This window comes from Mycolicibacterium arcueilense (assembly GCF_058536225.1).
Genome location: NZ_JBZTYL010000035.1, coordinates 68,216 through 83,450 on the forward strand (window position 1 = coordinate 68,216; position 15,235 = coordinate 83,450).

A 15,235-nucleotide genomic window follows, 5' to 3' on the forward strand; every position below is an offset into this window, starting at 1 on the left:
TCCGTGTCTGTGGGGGTTTACCAGTCCGACTCGTCGAACTTGATGACACCGCGAATGTTGTTGCCGTCCAACATGTCCTGGTAGCCCTGGTTAATGTCCTCGAGCTTGTAGGTCCGCGTGATCATGTCGTCGATGTTGAGCAGGCCCGACTTGTACAGCGCCGTCAGCCGGGGCGTCTCGACGTGCGAGTTGCCGCCGCCGAAGATGTTGCCCTTCAACGTCTTCTGCAACATGGTGAACAGGAACAGGTTGAGCTTGACGTCGGCGTCCATCATCGAACCCATGCCCGTCACCACACAGGTGCCGGTCTTGGCGGTGAGGATCATCGCCTCTTCGATGTACTCACCCTTCATCTCACCCACGGCGATGATGACCTTGTCGGCCATCAGACCCCAGGTGAACTCGATCATCGGCGCGATGGCCTCGGCCATCGACGCGTAGACGTGGGTGGCGCCGAACTTGATGGCCTGCTCGCGCTTCCACTCGTTCGGGTCGATCGCGATGACGTGCTTGGCGCCCGAGATCACCGCGCCCTGCAGCGCACTCATGCCGATGCCGCCGACGCCGACGACGACGACGGTCTCGCCGGGCTTGACGTCGGCGACGTTGGTGGCCGAACCGAAGCCGGTCGGCACCGCGCAGCCCATGATGGCCGCGGTCTCGAACGGGATGTCCTTGTCGATCTTGACGACCGAATCCTTGTGCACCGTCATGTACGGCGCGAAGGTGCCCAGCAGGTTCATCGGCGACACCTCACGGCCGCCGGCGGTGATGCGGCTGGTGCCGTCGGCGATGGCCTTGCCGCCGAGGAGGACCGCACCGCGGTCGCACAGTGAGCGGAAGCCCTTCAGACACGGCGGGCATTCACCACAGGCCGGGATGAAGGCGAGGATGACGTGGTCGCCCTCCTCGATGCCGGTGACGTTCTTGCCGACCTTGGTGACGACGCCGGCGCCCTCATGGCCGCCGAGCGCCGGCAGCGCCATCGGGGTCGCACCGGTGGTCAGGTGGTAGTCCGAGTGGCACATGCCCGCGGCATGCATCTGGATCTGTACTTCGTCGGCGACGGGGTCGCCGAGGTCGATCTCGTCGACCTTGAATGGCGAGTTGAGTTCCCACAGCAGGGCGCCTTTGGTCTTCATGGGAGGCGATAATAGAACAGGTTGCAATACCGCCGAGTAACTGGCCCCTGAACAGGCAGTTTGTCTGCTTGATTTCGTCGTCGAGTGGCTCGTTGTGACACGCGTCAGGTCGATCTGTGTGCATCAGGTGGCCACTCGGCGATGAGTAGCGCGGCCGACGCGGGTCTATCCCGCATGACCGAGATCAACGCAAGCATCGTCCCCAACCTCTGGTTCGACCGCGAGGCCGAACAGGCCGCGCAGCACTACATCGACGCGTTCGGCGGTAATGGCCGCATCGTCAAGACCATCGCCTCCCACCCCGATTCGCCCTCTCCCCAGGACGTGCCGGTGGTGGTCGAATTCGAACTGTCCGGTCAGCGCTTCGTCGGCATCAACGGTGGCCCGCACTTCCACTTCACCGAGGCCGTCTCCCTGGAGGTGCGCGTCACCGGACAGGAACAGCTCGATCAGATCTGGGCGGCACTGGTAGAGGGCGGCGAGGAACTGCCCTGCGGCTGGCTCAAGGACAAGTACGGGTTGGCCTGGCAGATCACCCCGACGGAGTACTACGACCTGCTGGACAAGGGCGATGACGCCGCCGATGGCCGGTTGATGGCGGCCGTGCTGAGCACCCACGGGAAGTTCGACATCGCTGAATTAGAAGCGGCCTACAAAGGTTCGTAGGTTCATGACCGGCGAGTGGCCAGTTGGCGCACATTAAGACCGGCTTGGCGTGCAATAACTGGCCATTCGAGTGGGATATCCCCAGCGCGGCTTTGATCCACAACAGGGGTGCCACGGCGCCGGGGGCCGCGGGATGTGTCACGCGGTGCGGTGACCGTACGGGCATGGAAGATCCCTTTCTCGGCACAGAGGCGCTGACGGCTGGGACGGTGACGAGGCGGAAACTCGCGAGCCGTCATGAGGCTGTCTATCGCGATGTCTACCTCGCCAAGGGCGCCGAGATGACAGCTGCAAAGCGCGCGCTGGCCGCCTGGCTGTGGTCCGGGCGCCAGGCGACGTTGACGGGTCTGTCTGCGTCGGCGGTGTACGGCACGCAGTGGATCGACCCGACAGCGCCTGCCGAGCTCTACCGTCGCAATGGAAAACCGACCACCGGGATCCTGATTCACCGCGACGAGTTGTATGCAGACGAGACTCGCCGTTTCTCCGGTCTTCCGGTGACGACACCCGCACGCACTGCTTTCGACCTGGGCCGGCGGCCGGGCCGGGACGAGGCCGTCATCCAGGTGGACGCGCTCTCGCAGGCAACTGGTTTGTGCGCGGCCGATATCGCACCGCTCCTCGACCGGCATCGGGGTGTTCGCGGTCTGGTGCAACTGCGCGAGGTCCTCAACCTGATGGACGGTGGTGCCGAATCGCCGCCGGAAACCCGCACCCGTCTGGTGCTGATCGATGCCGGTCTACCGAAGCCGCAGACACAGATCTTGGTGCATGGGAACTTCGGCACCAGGCGGTCTGCGCGTATCGACATGGGTTATGCGGACTTCAAGGTCGGAGTCGAATACGAGGGCGCCCAGCACTGGACCGATCCTCGGGTGCGGACCAACGACATCGACCGCTATGCCGAACTCGCCGCGCAAGGGTGGTTGATCATCAGGGTCGGAGCTGACCTACTGAACCATCGTCCGCAGGTGATCGTCGCTCGAACATGCGAAGCCCTGCGGGTCCGAGGAGCTCAGTGGCCAGTTGTTGCACGGGCTTCAGTAGATCGTGTGGCGTAACTGGCCACTCGACGTCAAGGCAGGACGACGGGCAGACCGAACTTCTCGAACAGCGACAGCTCCATGAACGCCACCACGTGGGAGATGCCCTCAGGGCCGACGTCGAGGACGTGCAGCTGAAAGGCCTCATGCCGGCCCGTCTCGGCGTTGAGCATGTACATCGCTGCGGCGGGCTGGCCGTTGGCGCTCGTCGCGATGAACCGCATGTCCCCGGGCTTCTCGGCCGGACACTTGTAGCGGGACAGGTCGCCGATGGCCTGCGGCCCCTGATACCAGCTGTCGAATGGCGGCATCTCCCAGATGGCCTCGGCGGTGAACAACTCGACGAGCTTGTCGATGTCGTAGGCCTCGAAGGCGGCCATGTAGTTGCGCAGGAGGTTCTGGGCGTGCGGGGAATCCGGCGGGTCCACCGCGTCGTCCTGGCTGGGGCCGACCGCGTCGAGCTGGGCCCGGGCGCGCTGCAGCAGGCTGTTGACCGCGGCCGTCGACGCCCCGATCGCCTCGCCCACCTCGGCCGCCTTCCACTGCAGCACCTCCCGCATCACCAGCACCGCGCGTTGACGGGCCGACAGATGCTGCAGTGCCGCGACGAACGCGAGCCGCACCGAATCACGGGTCCCCACGATCGTGCTCGGATCCGCCGGGTCGTCGGTGGAATCGGGGAGAGGCTGCAACCAGGGGATCTCGTGGTGTTCGGCGATCTCGTCGGTGGGTGACGAACTCGGATTACCCAGGCCCGACGGCAGCGGGCGGCGTTGCCTGCCCTCCAACGCCGTCAGGCACGTATTGGTGGCAATGCGGTACAACCAGGTCCGCACCGACGACTTGCCCTCGAAACCCCCGTACGCCTTCCAGGCGCGCAGGTAGGTCTCCTGCACCAGATCCTCGGCGTCGTGCAGCGAGCCGGTCATCCGGTAGCAGTGGGCCAGCAGCTCACGACGGTAGCGCTGAGCATCGGCCAGGAACGCATCGGCCGGGCTGTCGTCATCCAGGCGGTGGGCGAGGACCGTCACATTCGCGAGCTTACGCAGCACCCCCGACAACCACGACCGGAAAATCTCCGACCGGTGCGGCTACGCTCGCCAGGGTGACCAGCACCCGCAGTGAACAGACCTTTGACGGCGTCGGCGGGGTCCGCATCGTCTACGACGTATGGACGCCCGACACCGCACCGCGGGGCGTCGTCGTTCTCTCCCACGGCCTGGGCGAACACGCCGGGCGGTACCACCACGTCGCGCAACGGTTCGGGGAGGCCGGACTGGTCGTCTACGCCCTGGACCACCGCGGTCACGGCCGCTCGGGCGGCAAGCGGGTGTACCTGCGCGACATGTCCGAGTACGTCGGCGACTTCCACACGCTCGTCGGCATCGCGACCGCCGAGTATCCCGCCCTCCCGCGCCTCGTGCTGGGGCACAGCATGGGTGGCGGCATCGTGTTCAGCTACGGCGTCGAATACCCCGACGAGTACACCGCGATGGTGCTGTCGGGACCCGCGGTGGCCGCGCAGGCCGCCGTGTCGCCGGTGCTGGCGGCGGTGGCCAAGGTGCTCGGCAAGATCGCCCCCGGGTTGCCGGTGGAGAATCTGGACGCCAATGCGGTGTCCCGCGACCCCGAGGTGGTGGCGGCCTACAAGGCCGATCCGCTGGTGTGGCACGGCAAGGTTCCCGCGGGTATCGCCCGTGCGCTGATCATCGTGGGGGAGACCATGCCGCAGCGGGCCTCGGCCCTGACCGCGCCACTGCTGGTGGTGCACGGCGAGAAGGATCGGCTGGTGGCCGTCGAAGGCAGCCACCGTCTTGTCGAATGTGTGGCGTCCGAGGATGTGCACCTCAAGGTGTACCCGGGCCTGTTCCACGAGGTGTTCAACGAGCCCGAGAAGGGGCTGGTTCTCGACGACGTGACGTCCTGGATCGAGACGCACCTGTGAGAAAGCTTGTGGTGGCACTGCTTTCGGTGCTCCTGGTCGCCGGCTGCGGTACGGACGAGGCGTCGAAGGAGGCTCAGCAGCCGACGTGGACCGACACCGACGTCACCTTCGACGCCGACGGGCTCACCATCCACGGGTCCTACCGGCACGCGGGCGCGGCGCGCCCGGCCGCGCTGCTGATCTCCGAGAGCGGACCCACCGACCGCAACGGCGACAACAAGGTCGTCGGCCCGGTCGGCAACATGCGTCAGCTCGCGGAAACGTTGTCGGACAAGGGTGTTGCGTCCCTGCGCTACGACAAGATCGGAACCGGTGCCACCAAGCTCGGCCCCTACGCGAAGAAGCCCACCGACGTGGTCAGCGCCGTGTACACCACCGGCGCGGCCGCCGCTCTGCGCTTCCTGACCGCACAGCCGGACGCCGACAAGGCCGAGCTGTCGATCTACGCGGTGGGTGAGGGCGCCATCCACGCCATGACCCTGGCCGGCGCTGCCGATCCGAAGGTCCACTCGTTGGCCCTGTTTCAGCCACTGTCCGGGCGCTACCTGGACATCATCACCAACCGGGTGCGCGCCGGGGCCACTCCTGAGGTACTGACAGCCTGGCTGGCCGCCGTCGACGAGATCCGCACCAAGGGGACCGTGCCCGCCAACCTGCCCGAGGGCCTGAGCGCCATCGTCAACAAGGACAACCTCAACGCCATCGTCGAGGCCGACAAGATCGACCCGCTGCAACTGGCGGCCCGGCTGCCCGACGGCATGCCGGTGCTGCTCACCTGCTCAGACTCCGACGCGCAGGCCAACTGTGAGACCGAACGTCCGCTGATCGGCGCGCTCAAGCACACTGCGCTCACGGTCGTCGAACTGAAGGGCGTCAACCACGTGCTGCGCGACGATCCCACCGACAGCATCGCCAACTACGGCAAGCCCGGATCGCTGTCACTCCAGGTGGTGGAGGCGATCGGCAAGTTTGTCGGTACCGGTGGCTAGGTTTGTCGCGTGAGCGACGACAAGATGTTGGCGCGCATCGCCGCACTGCTGCGTCAGGCGGAGGGCACCGACAACCTCCACGAGGCCGAGGCGTTCATGGCCGCCGCTCAGCGGCTGGCCACCGCCACCTCCATCGACCTGGCCCTGGCCCGCGCGCATTCCGCGGAGCGCACCAAAGCGCAGATGCCGGTGCAACGCACCATCACCATCGGCGAGGCCGGCAGACGCGGATTGCGTACCTATGTACAGCTGTTCGTGGTGATCGGGATGGCCAACGACGTGAAATGTGATGTGGCGTCCAACTCGACCTTCGTCTACGCCTACGGGTTCGCCGAGGACATCGACGCCACCCACGCCCTCTACACCAGCCTGCTGGTGCAGATGGTCAAGGCGTCGGAGAGCTATATCGCCTCGGGCGCCCACCGTCCGACCCCGACCATCACCGCCCGGCTGAACTTCCAGCTGGCCTTCGGTGCCCGGATCGGCCAGCGCCTGACCGAGGCCCGGGAGGAAGCGCAACGCGAGGCCGACGAGGCCGACCGGCCGGGCACCGCTATCGCCCTGCGGGACAAGGACATCGAGCTGCGCAGCTTCTACCGGGAAGCCTCGCAGGCCCGTGGGACCTGGCGCGCGACGAACGCCTCGGCCGGGTATTCGTCGGCCGCTCGCCGGGCCGGGGACCGCGCCGGTCGCCACGCGCGGCTCGGGGCCGGCCAGGAGATCTCCGGCGCGCGCGGCGCCTTGGAGCAGTGAGCACCAGGGACACCCAGCGCGCCAGGGTGTACGCCGCCGAACAGTTCGTGCGCACCATGTTCGACCGTGCGGCACAACACAGTTCGCGCGCCATCGACTTCTTCGGTACCTCACTGACATTGCCGCCGGAGGCGAGGTTCGGGTCCGTCGATTCGGTGCAGCGCTACGTCGACGACGTCGTCGCCCGGGTCGGAGCCGGCCCGGTTGCGGTGCGTTCCCGTCGGGGAGCCACGGCGGCGCACTACGAATGGGTCGACGGCAAGGCCGTCATCGCCGTCCCCGAGCGCGATACCTGGGCACTGCGAGAGTTGGTGGTACTTCACGAACTGGCCCACCACGTCAGCCATGCCGACCCGCCCCACGGGCCGGCCTTCGTCGCCGCCTACAGCGAGCTCTGCGAAACGGTCATGGGTCCGGAGGTCGGGCTGGTGTTGCGGATGGTGTACGCCAAGGAAGGCGTCCTCTAGCCTGGCGCACATGACCGAGGCCGCTGACGTCGATGCCATGTTCAACGAGGTGTTGCGCACTGAAGACGAGGCGCTGATCGCGGCGCGTCAGTCCGCACACGCCGCCGATATGCCCGCCATCGAGGTGTCGGCTCAGCACGGCAAGCTGCTGTCGCTGCTCGCGACGATCTCCGGGGCGCGTCGGGTGCTTGAGATCGGCACTCTCGCCGGGTACAGCACCATCAACCTGGCCCGTGGTGTGGGACCCGACGGCAGCGTCGTCACGCTCGAATACGAGCCGCGTCACGCCGAGATCGCACAGGCGAATCTGGCGCGGGCCGCGGTCGCTGACCGCGTCGAGGTGATCGTCGGTGCCGCACTCGACACGCTGCCGCGGCTGGCCGAACGCGGTGACGTGTTCGACCTTGTCTTCATCGACGCCGACAAGGAGAACAACGTCCGCTACGTCGAGTGGGCGATCAAGCTGGGCCGGCCGGGCTCGATCATCGTGGTGGACAACGTCACCCGGTTCGGTCGGGTTCTCGCACCGGCGGCCGACGACGCACAGGCGCAGGCCGTGCGCGACATGCTGGAGATGATGGGTGCCGATCCGCGGTTGGACACCGCGGCCATTCAAACCGTGGGCACCAAGGGCTGGGACGGTTTCGCCGTGACGCTCGTGCGGTAAACGGACCCTCAAACGCCGCGAGCGTGCGTGTCCATCAGCAGACACGCACGCTCGCGGGGTTGAGGTCAGGGCTAAGCCAGGGAGTCCTGCGGCTCGCGCTGGATCGGCTTCGGCCACGGCTCGGGCTTGGGACGCTGACGCACCATCTGCGGCCACCAGAACCACTTGCCCATCAGGGCTGCGATCGACGGGGTCATGAAGGAGCGGATGACCAGGGTGTCGAACAGCAGACCCAGACCGATGGTGGTGCCCACCTGGCCGATCACGGCCAGCTCGCTGACCGCCATCGACATCATGGTGAACGCGAACACCAGACCTGCCGAGGTGACCACCGACCCGGTACCGCCCATGGCGCGGATGATGCCGGTGTTCAAGCCCGCGTGTATCTCCTCTTTGAATCGGGAGACCAGCAGCAGGTTGTAGTCGGCCCCCACGGCCAACAGGATGATCACCGACATGGCCAGCACCATCCAGTGCAATTCCAGGCCGATCAGGTGCTGCCAGATGAGCACCGACAGGCCGAACGAGGCGCCGAGCGACAACACGACGGTGCCGACGATGACCGCGGCGGCCACCATGCTTCGGGTCAGGATCAACATGATGATGAAAATCAGGCAGAGCGAGGCGATTCCGGCGATCAGCAGGTCGTAGTTGGCGCCCTCCTGCATGTCCTTGAACATGGCCGCGGTGCCGCCGAGGTAGATCTTGGACCCCTCCAGCGGCGTGCCCTTGATGGCCTCCTTGGCCGCCAGCTTGATCGGTTCGACGTGTGCGACGCCTTCGGGGCTCATGGGATCGCCCTCGTGGCTGATGATGAACCGCACTGCATGCCCGTCAGGGGACAGGAACATCTTCATGCCGCGCTTGAAGTCCGGATTGTCGAAGGTCTCCGGTGGCAGATAGAACGAGTCGTCGTTCTTGGCGGCATCGAAGGCCTGACCCATGGCGGTGGAGTTATCCTGCATGGCCGCCATCTGATCCTGCATGCCGCCCTGGGTGGCCTGCATGGTCAGCATCATGGTCTTCATCGTCTTCATCGTGGTGATCATCGGCTGCATGTTGGCGATCATCAACGGGATCAGCGCGTTCATCTTGTCCATGTCAGGGACGATCTGCTCGAAATCGGCTGTCATGGTGTCGATTCCGTCAAGGGTGTCGAAGACCGATCTGATCGACCAGCACATCGGGATGTCGAAGCAATGCGGTTCCCAGTACAGGTAGTTGCGGATCGGACGGAAGAAGTCGTCGAAATCCGAGATGTGGTCGCGCAATTCCTTGATGTCGTCGACCATGCCGTGCATCTTGCCGACCATGCTGTTCATGACGCCGCGCATCTGTTCCATGAGCGCGATCATCTGGGTCATCGTGTCGACGGTGACCTGCATTTCGTCGGCCTGCTTGAGCATGTCGGCCATCCGGTCCTGCATGTACTTCTGATTCATCGTCTGCGTCGTGCCCTGCATGCTGATGTTGAACGGGATCGAGGTGTGCTCGATCGGCGTTCCCTGCGGGCGCGTGATGGCCTGGACCCGGGAGACACCCGGCACGCCGACAATGCGTTTGGCGATCCGCTCGATCACCAGGAAGTCCGCGGAGTTGCGCAGGTCGTGATCGCTCTCGATCAGCAGCAGCTCGGGGTTCATCCGGGCCTGCGAGAAGTGCCGGTCGGCCGCGGCGTAGCCGGTGTTGGCGGGCAGATCTGGCGGCAGGTACTTGCGGTCGTTGTAGTTGGTCTTGTACCCCGGCAGTGCGAGCAGGCCGATCAGCGAGATCGCGATGGTGGCGATCAGGATCGGTCCCGGCCAACGCACCACCGCGGCACCGATCTTGCGCCACCCGCGGGTGCGCATGGCCCGCTTGGGTTCCAGCGTCTTACCGAACCTGGTGGCCACCGTGATGATCGCCGAGCCCAGCGACAGCGCGACGAGCACCACCATCACCATGCCGATCGCCAGGGGGATACCCAGCGACTGGAAGTAGGGCAGGCGCGTGAAATGCAGGCAGAACGTGGCGCCGGCGATGGTCAGGCCCGAACCCAGGATGACGTGGGCGGTGCCGTGGAACATGGTGTAGTAGGCCTGTTCCCGGTCCTCGCCGACACTTCGGGCCTCTTGATATCGGCCTATCAGGAAGATGGCGTAGTCCGTGGAGGCGGCGATGGCCAGCATCACCAACAGGTTGGTGGCGAACGTCGAGAGCCCGATGATGTTGTAGTAGCCCAGGAAAGCCACCAGACCGCGAGCGGCCGACAGCGACAGCACCACCATGACCAGGGTGAGTAGCACGGTCACGATGGAGCGGTAGACCGACAGCAGCATGATGATGATGACCACGAAAGTCAGGGCGGTGATCATCTCGAGGCTGCGGTTACCGGCGATCTCCTGATCGGCCGACATCGCTGCCGGGCCGGTCACATACGCCTTGACGCCCTCCGGCGCCTGGACGCTCTGGACGATCTTCTCGGTGGCCTCGACCGATTCGTTGGCCAGCGCCTCGCCCTGGTTACCGGCGGTGTAGACCTGCACGTAGGCCGACAAGCCGTCGGAGCTCTGGGCACCCGACGCGGTCAGCGGGTCGCCCCAGAAATCCTGGACGTGCTCGATGTGCTTCTTGTCGGCCTCGAGCTTGGCGACGATCTCGTCGTAGTACTTGTGTGCGTCGTCGCCCAGCGGCTTGTCGCCCTCGAGCACGACCATCACGGAGCTGTTGGACTTGAACTCCTGGAACACCTCGCCGACCCGCTTCATGGCGATCATCGACGGTGCGTCGTCCGGCGTCATCGACACCGAGCGCATCTTCCCCACCTCTTCGAGCTGGGGAACGATCACATTGAGGACACCGATGACGGCGATCCAGCCGATGATGATCGGGATGGCCAGGCGCCGGATCCATTTGGCGATCCCGCCGTGCCCGGCGGGCTGCGCGTGCTGTGGGCCGCTGACCGGGATCGAGTCGGTAGGAGTGTCGTAATTGCTCATGCAGATTTCACCAAGCAGAAGGTCTGGGCGTTCACGCCGTTGGAGGTTCTCTCGTCCTTGAGCTCGTCATCGACGGTGATGCGGCAGCTGATCGTGTTGCCGTCGCCCTGCGCGACGATGTTGGGGAACACCGACGGGGCGGTGGACTCCAGACGCAGCGTCCAGGGCAGGGTGACCCCGTCGACGCGCTGGGGCTGGGCGTCGAGATCGAGGTAGTTCACGTCCGCGGTGGCCCCGGGCACGCCGTCGATCTCGTAGACCACGACCTTGGGGTCGAACGGTTTGGTGTCATCGACCTTGGCGCTGGAAATGCCGGAGCCGGCGCCTGCGCCGAAGAACGTGCGCACCCGCATCACCGTGAATCCGCCTACCAACACCACCACGATGATGATCAACGGAATCCAGAACCGTCTCAACAGCTTCATATTCGCTGGTCGGCCTTTCGGAGGTCAGGTACGCGGTGACGTACCGGGCGGCGGCGAAGCTCCATTGCCACTTCGTGATCATTTCGGTGTCGGCGGAATCCCGCCAACATCTTTCTACGTCGATGTCCGCGGTGACGTCCCCGTCGGAATCGTCCCGGAACGGACTGACCGACACCTCTGAGATCAGCCGGCTGCCCGGCGCGCTCAGGGCGGTGATGTCGGCGACGAGTCGACGCTGTTCATCCGATGGAACGAAGGGTAGTACGCCTTCCACGCTCCACAGGGCGCTCCGGTCGGTGTCGAATCCTGCCCGGACCAGTGCGGCAGACCAGTCGCCGCTGACATCGGCGGGGACTCCTCGCACGACTGTGGTCGGCGTGGTGCCGGCCATGGCGGCGGTCTTGACGTCGAGGATCGCGGGATGGTCGACGACGTACACGTGGGTGCCTGCGGGCCAGGGCAGTTGATAAGGACGTGGGTCCAGATCGGAGGACAGGAACACCACCTGTTCGATGCCGGTTTCGGCAGCGGCGAGGAGAAAGGTGTCGAGGAGTTCTGCCGGATATGACGCGCATGTAGTTGGCATCATCACTCCTCCCCCGCAGGATTCCTTGCCGGATGTAAAGTGAAACCTATACAGTCGGCTAACTTCAATCAAGTTAGTTTGGCTATTGACGCTGTGATCTAGAACGCGTTCGGTACGCTCAGCGCGACGAAGGGACGGGTGTGGCGAAGGCTGTTGCGCCGCGTGGCTTTGCCCGCGAGCGGGTGCTGGAGGCGGCGCTGAGCCTGTTCGCAGAGCACGGCGTCAAAGGTACGTCGCTGCAGATGATCGCCGACCGCCTCGGCGTCAGCAAGGCGGCCGTCTACTACCAGTTCCATTCCAAGGACGAGATCGCGCTCGCGGTCATCCAACCTGTCTTCGACGACATGGTGCGGTTGGTCCGCATCGCCGAGGCGATGTCCACGCCGGAGGCGCGGCGCGAGGCCGCCGTCAGCGGCATGGTCGAGATGGCTGTGCGGCACCGCCGGGTCACCGCGGTGTTCCACGGTGACCCGGTGATCGACGCTCTGGTGCACGACCGGGCCGAACTCCAGGACACCATCGAACGGCTCACGCTGATCCTGCTGGGCCCCGAGCCCGACGCCGCAGGCCGGATCTGCATGTCGGTGCTTGCCTCGGGTGTCTACGGCAGTGCCACCGATCCCGCCCTCAACGACATCACCGACGAAGAGCTGCACCGGGTGCTGCTGGACTGCGCGCAACGGTTGCTGCCTGCAGTGGCGCCGGCCGCGCCCGTCGCATCCGGGTAGCCCCGTACCTAACCCCGCAGCGCCGACGCGAAGATCGCGGGCAGCTTGCTCCAACCGGGTGCCCCGGCGAAGTCCACCAACAGCCGGCCCGTCGTCGCCGCGGTGCGGTTGTTGACGAACCACGGCGGCTTGGGGGACAACGACCACTCGCCGCGGAACACCGAACGCGGCGCCGGACGGAACGGACCGCGGACCACCGTGCGCTCCGGCCGATCGAGCAGAAAAGCGTTGTGCACCACGCCGACTCCACTCTGGATGTCATTGCGCCGGTGGCCGGGGAACGCGCCCCAGGTGGCCGTCGGGGTCAGATAGCCGACGCCGGTCCACGCGTTGATCGCGATGGTGCCGTAGCGCAGCTGCTCGACGAGGCGGTCGAACTTGTCGCCCATGTTCTTGATGGAGTCCGGGTGGGCGATGATGTTCACCCCGAGGGTGCCGACGAACTCGTCGTTGGCGACGCGTACCGCTTCTTCGGCGAACTGATCGTCGGGTACGTCGAGCTCGATCACGCCGAGAACCGGACCGAAATACTCGGTGCACAACAACGCTTCGCGGTCGGCGGGATCGACCACCAGCACCCGGGCACCCCTCGAGCCCAGGTGCTGTGCGTCCGGATACGACGTGTCCGCGCCGGCGACCCTGACGTCTGAGCCCGGGTAGTAGGCCGGGCGGGCAGGTGCATCGTTGAAGGCCTTGCGGATGGCGGCGATGAACTCGTCGCGCTGCGCCCAGTGCTTGGGCAGCACCACCACCTGCGCCGCCACGCAGTTGTAGCCGTTGTTGTGCAGGCGTTGCGTGGCAACGTGATTGGCCTGGAACTCGATGTCGGCCGCACTCCAGGAGCCGGGCAGCACAATCGTCGGGGACACCCCGCCGAGTTCGGCGGTCATCTCCTTGTCGAGTACGGGTTCGTCAGCTGCCTTGCGTCGGGCACCCTCCTCGCCGGTGCCGAACACGATGGCGTCGTACGTCAGGGCGCTGCCGGTCATGTGCACGTGGTCAACGAGCTTGTGCTGCACCAGATATGTGCCGACCTCGGCCCCGCCGGTAAGGATGCGCACCGCGCCGACGGCGATGAACGGTGCCAACACCTTGGTCAGCACGGGCTGCAACGGATCGGTGATCGGGTTGAGCTTGAGGGCGACCACCCGGTTGTTGGCGTACAACTCGTAGATGGTGTCCAGCGGCGCGATGGAGAAGATGTTGCCCGCGCCCAGCACCGCGCCCACACCGTGGGTGCGGGACGGGTCGCGTTGAGCCAGACCGGCCGACCGGATGGCCTCGGCCTTCTCGATTCCGGGCTGCAACCACACCTCGGCGCTGAACCCGGACAGCAGAAGTTGATCGAAGGTGTTGAGCGGCAGAGCTTTTACCGTGGTCCGGCCGCCGGGCGCGTAGCCGAACTCGGCGCCGTCGAGCGGGCTGCGGCCCGCTTCCAGCTTGGTCAGGCTCTCCGACAGTGCGGCCAGCCCGGCCACCAGTGAGTACGGGCCGGACATCCATTCCTCGCCGACCAGGGGCGAGGCCGGGTCGAGTTGTTTGATCCCGACGGCAGCGTCGACCCACTCGGTGGCATGGCGCACGGTAAGGGCGCGTACCTCGTCGAGGAGTCCGCGGCGGGCCGCCAATGACAGGGAAGCCCAGGTCTTTTCGCCTTCGGCGAGATCATCGAGGGCCTGGTCGATCTGCGATTCGTTCATATCAGCTCACGCTCTTGTCGAATTGCATCAGTGCGTCGTGGTGGTTGTGGGCGTAGGGAGTCGGACCCTGCCCGATCTCCCGCTTGGCCATGATCTGACTGTACTGCTCGAACGGAGTCTGTCTGCCCCACTTCGCCCGGGCCTCGGCGGGCGTGTAGGTGACCGTGTTCCTGGCCGGGATGCCGACCAGGGTGGGGCCGACGATCGGCGTGGTGTTCGGCGTGGTGAGGTCCAGGACTGCCAGTTCGAGTCGCGGCTTGGCGGCGATGATCCGCAGGAAGGGCCGCACCACGGCGCGGGCCGCGACATCGGCGAACCGGCGCTGGGGGATACCGCCCAGGAGCCGCATCCACTGCGGCATGGTGGCGATGATGGCGGCGCGCATCGGAATGTTGAACGCCTTGCGCATCCAGCGCGGCATCCGCTCGGGCAGGATGTGGTAGCCCAGATCGACCAGGTAATCCATCATGCGCTGAGCCACCTCGGAGCCGACCAGGTCTGGGCGGAAGCCCTCGAAGTACGCGCGGATGCCCTCACGGGTGCGTGGCACGTCGTCGGGGTCGATGGTCTGGAACTCCGCGGCCCGCGCGCATTCCTCCCAGTACTGGCTCTCCTCTTCGGCCGAGAGCTTGCCGGGGCCGAACATCTCGTAGCTCTTGAGGATCGAGTGCCATGCGGTCAGGTGGATCCACAACTGTGAGTGCGGATCGTTGGCGTCGAACGGCCGCTTGGTGATGGGCTCGGTGCCGACAGCCTTGGAGTGGATCTTGACCAGGATCTCGGATGCGTCGAGGACGGATTTGGCGTCGCCGAACGCCACCAGGGCGAAGTACTGCATGGTCCGGTCGTAACGCAGGCGGGTGCGGGCGTAGACCTGCCCGGTGGCGTCGACGGCGGCGGCCAGGAACGGATCGAGGTGCTCGATGGTGACGGCGCGGGAGAAGCCGATCAGCAGCGAGGTGGGGTAACTCCACACCTTCCAGGTGACCGACCCGGGGCCGAAGAAACCGTAGTCCTCCGCCGGTGCCAGGGGTTCGGCAACTGCCGGCAGACCTGCCGCTTTGCGAAGTGCGATTACCGCGTCCATCTGCGTCGTTCCCTTCGAAATCTAGTGGTACGTTATGTACCAGTTGCGATATGGTACGT

Annotated in this window: 15 protein-coding genes; 8 read left to right on the forward strand and 7 right to left on the reverse strand. The window is 65.7% G+C overall.

The window, feature by feature from the left end; translation table 11 throughout:
* Nucleotides 1-17: 17 nt before the first annotated feature.
* Nucleotides 18-1,142: an NDMA-dependent alcohol dehydrogenase gene (locus AC4LGL_RS29920; protein ID WP_064957619.1), complete on the reverse strand. Its 1,125-nt coding sequence runs from the start codon at nt 1,140-1,142 to the stop codon at nt 18-20.
* A 174-nt stretch (nt 1,143-1,316) separates the two neighbouring features.
* On the opposite strand from AC4LGL_RS29920, the gene AC4LGL_RS29925 reads away from it, so the two are divergent.
* Entirely contained in the window at nt 1,317-1,808 is a 492-nt protein-coding gene (locus AC4LGL_RS29925) for a VOC family protein (RefSeq protein ID WP_491841911.1), read from the forward strand.
* Nucleotides 1,809-1,972: 164 nt separating this feature from the next.
* Nucleotides 1,973-2,869: a type IV toxin-antitoxin system AbiEi family antitoxin gene (locus AC4LGL_RS29930; RefSeq protein WP_491841912.1), complete on the forward strand. Its 897-nt coding sequence runs from the start codon at nt 1,973-1,975 to the stop codon at nt 2,867-2,869.
* Between the two features lie 14 nt (nt 2,870-2,883).
* Here AC4LGL_RS29930 and AC4LGL_RS29935 read toward each other — a convergent pair whose 3' ends face one another.
* Nucleotides 2,884-3,912 carry a sigma-70 family RNA polymerase sigma factor gene (locus AC4LGL_RS29935; RefSeq protein WP_491841913.1) on the reverse strand — a complete coding sequence of 343 codons (1,029 nt, stop codon included), beginning with the start codon at nt 3,910-3,912 and terminating at the stop codon, nt 2,884-2,886.
* Nucleotides 3,913-3,956: 44 nt separating this feature from the next.
* Between AC4LGL_RS29935 and AC4LGL_RS29940 the strand changes: the two genes are divergently transcribed.
* From AC4LGL_RS29940 to AC4LGL_RS29960, 5 genes are read left to right on the forward strand one after another with little or no spacing between them, the layout of a single operon-like run.
* Nucleotides 3,957-4,796: an alpha/beta hydrolase gene (locus tag AC4LGL_RS29940; protein WP_064881325.1), complete on the forward strand. Its 840-nt coding sequence runs from the start codon at nt 3,957-3,959 to the stop codon at nt 4,794-4,796.
* Nucleotides 4,793-5,785, forward strand: coding sequence for an alpha/beta fold hydrolase (locus tag AC4LGL_RS29945; protein ID WP_491841914.1), 993 nt, complete (start codon nt 4,793-4,795; stop codon nt 5,783-5,785). Before AC4LGL_RS29940 ends, AC4LGL_RS29945 begins: the two co-directional genes overlap by 4 nt.
* Nucleotides 5,786-5,794: 9 nt before the next feature.
* Nucleotides 5,795-6,538, forward strand: coding sequence for a DUF2786 domain-containing protein (locus AC4LGL_RS29950; protein ID WP_491841915.1), 744 nt, complete (start codon nt 5,795-5,797; stop codon nt 6,536-6,538).
* Complete coding sequence (locus AC4LGL_RS29955; RefSeq protein WP_491841916.1) at nt 6,535-7,005, forward strand: TIGR04338 family metallohydrolase; 471 nt, start codon at nt 6,535-6,537, stop codon at nt 7,003-7,005. The genes AC4LGL_RS29950 and AC4LGL_RS29955 overlap by 4 nt, the downstream gene beginning before the upstream one ends.
* Before the next feature lie 10 nt (nt 7,006-7,015).
* Complete coding sequence (locus tag AC4LGL_RS29960) at nt 7,016-7,672, forward strand: O-methyltransferase (RefSeq protein WP_491841917.1); 657 nt, start codon at nt 7,016-7,018, stop codon at nt 7,670-7,672.
* Nucleotides 7,673-7,743: 71 nt separating this feature from the next.
* On the opposite strand, the gene AC4LGL_RS29965 is transcribed toward AC4LGL_RS29960, so the two are convergent.
* From AC4LGL_RS29965 to AC4LGL_RS29975, 3 genes are read right to left on the reverse strand one after another with little or no spacing between them, the layout of a single operon-like run.
* On the reverse strand, nt 7,744-10,650 hold the full coding sequence (locus AC4LGL_RS29965) for an MMPL/RND family transporter (protein WP_491841918.1): 2,907 nt from the start codon (nt 10,648-10,650) through the stop codon (nt 7,744-7,746).
* On the reverse strand, nt 10,647-11,033 hold the full coding sequence (locus AC4LGL_RS29970; protein ID WP_491841919.1) for an MmpS family transport accessory protein: 387 nt from the start codon (nt 11,031-11,033) through the stop codon (nt 10,647-10,649). The genes AC4LGL_RS29965 and AC4LGL_RS29970 overlap by 4 nt, the downstream gene beginning before the upstream one ends.
* A complete protein-coding gene (locus AC4LGL_RS29975) occupies nt 10,939-11,661 on the reverse strand; it encodes an SAM-dependent methyltransferase (protein WP_491841920.1) in 723 nt (240 codons plus the stop codon). Before AC4LGL_RS29975 ends, AC4LGL_RS29970 begins: the two co-directional genes overlap by 95 nt.
* Nucleotides 11,662-11,801: 140 nt before the next feature.
* Between AC4LGL_RS29975 and AC4LGL_RS29980 the strand changes: the two genes are divergently transcribed.
* Nucleotides 11,802-12,389 carry a TetR/AcrR family transcriptional regulator gene (locus AC4LGL_RS29980; protein ID WP_491841921.1) on the forward strand — a complete coding sequence of 196 codons (588 nt, stop codon included), beginning with the start codon at nt 11,802-11,804 and terminating at the stop codon, nt 12,387-12,389.
* 8 nt (nt 12,390-12,397) lie between these two features.
* Here the strand turns inward: AC4LGL_RS29980 and AC4LGL_RS29985 are convergent, their stop codons facing one another.
* Together AC4LGL_RS29985 and AC4LGL_RS29990 are read right to left on the reverse strand one after the other, a co-directional pair.
* Nucleotides 12,398-14,089, reverse strand: a complete 1,692-nt coding sequence (locus tag AC4LGL_RS29985) for an aldehyde dehydrogenase family protein (protein WP_491841922.1) — start codon at nt 14,087-14,089, stop codon at nt 12,398-12,400.
* A 1-nt stretch (nt 14,090) separates the two neighbouring features.
* Nucleotides 14,091-15,176 (reverse strand): oxygenase MpaB family protein, encoded by a 1,086-nt coding sequence (locus AC4LGL_RS29990; RefSeq protein WP_491841923.1) that lies wholly within the window; start codon nt 15,174-15,176, stop codon nt 14,091-14,093.
* Between the last annotated feature and the right edge of the window lie 59 nt (nt 15,177-15,235).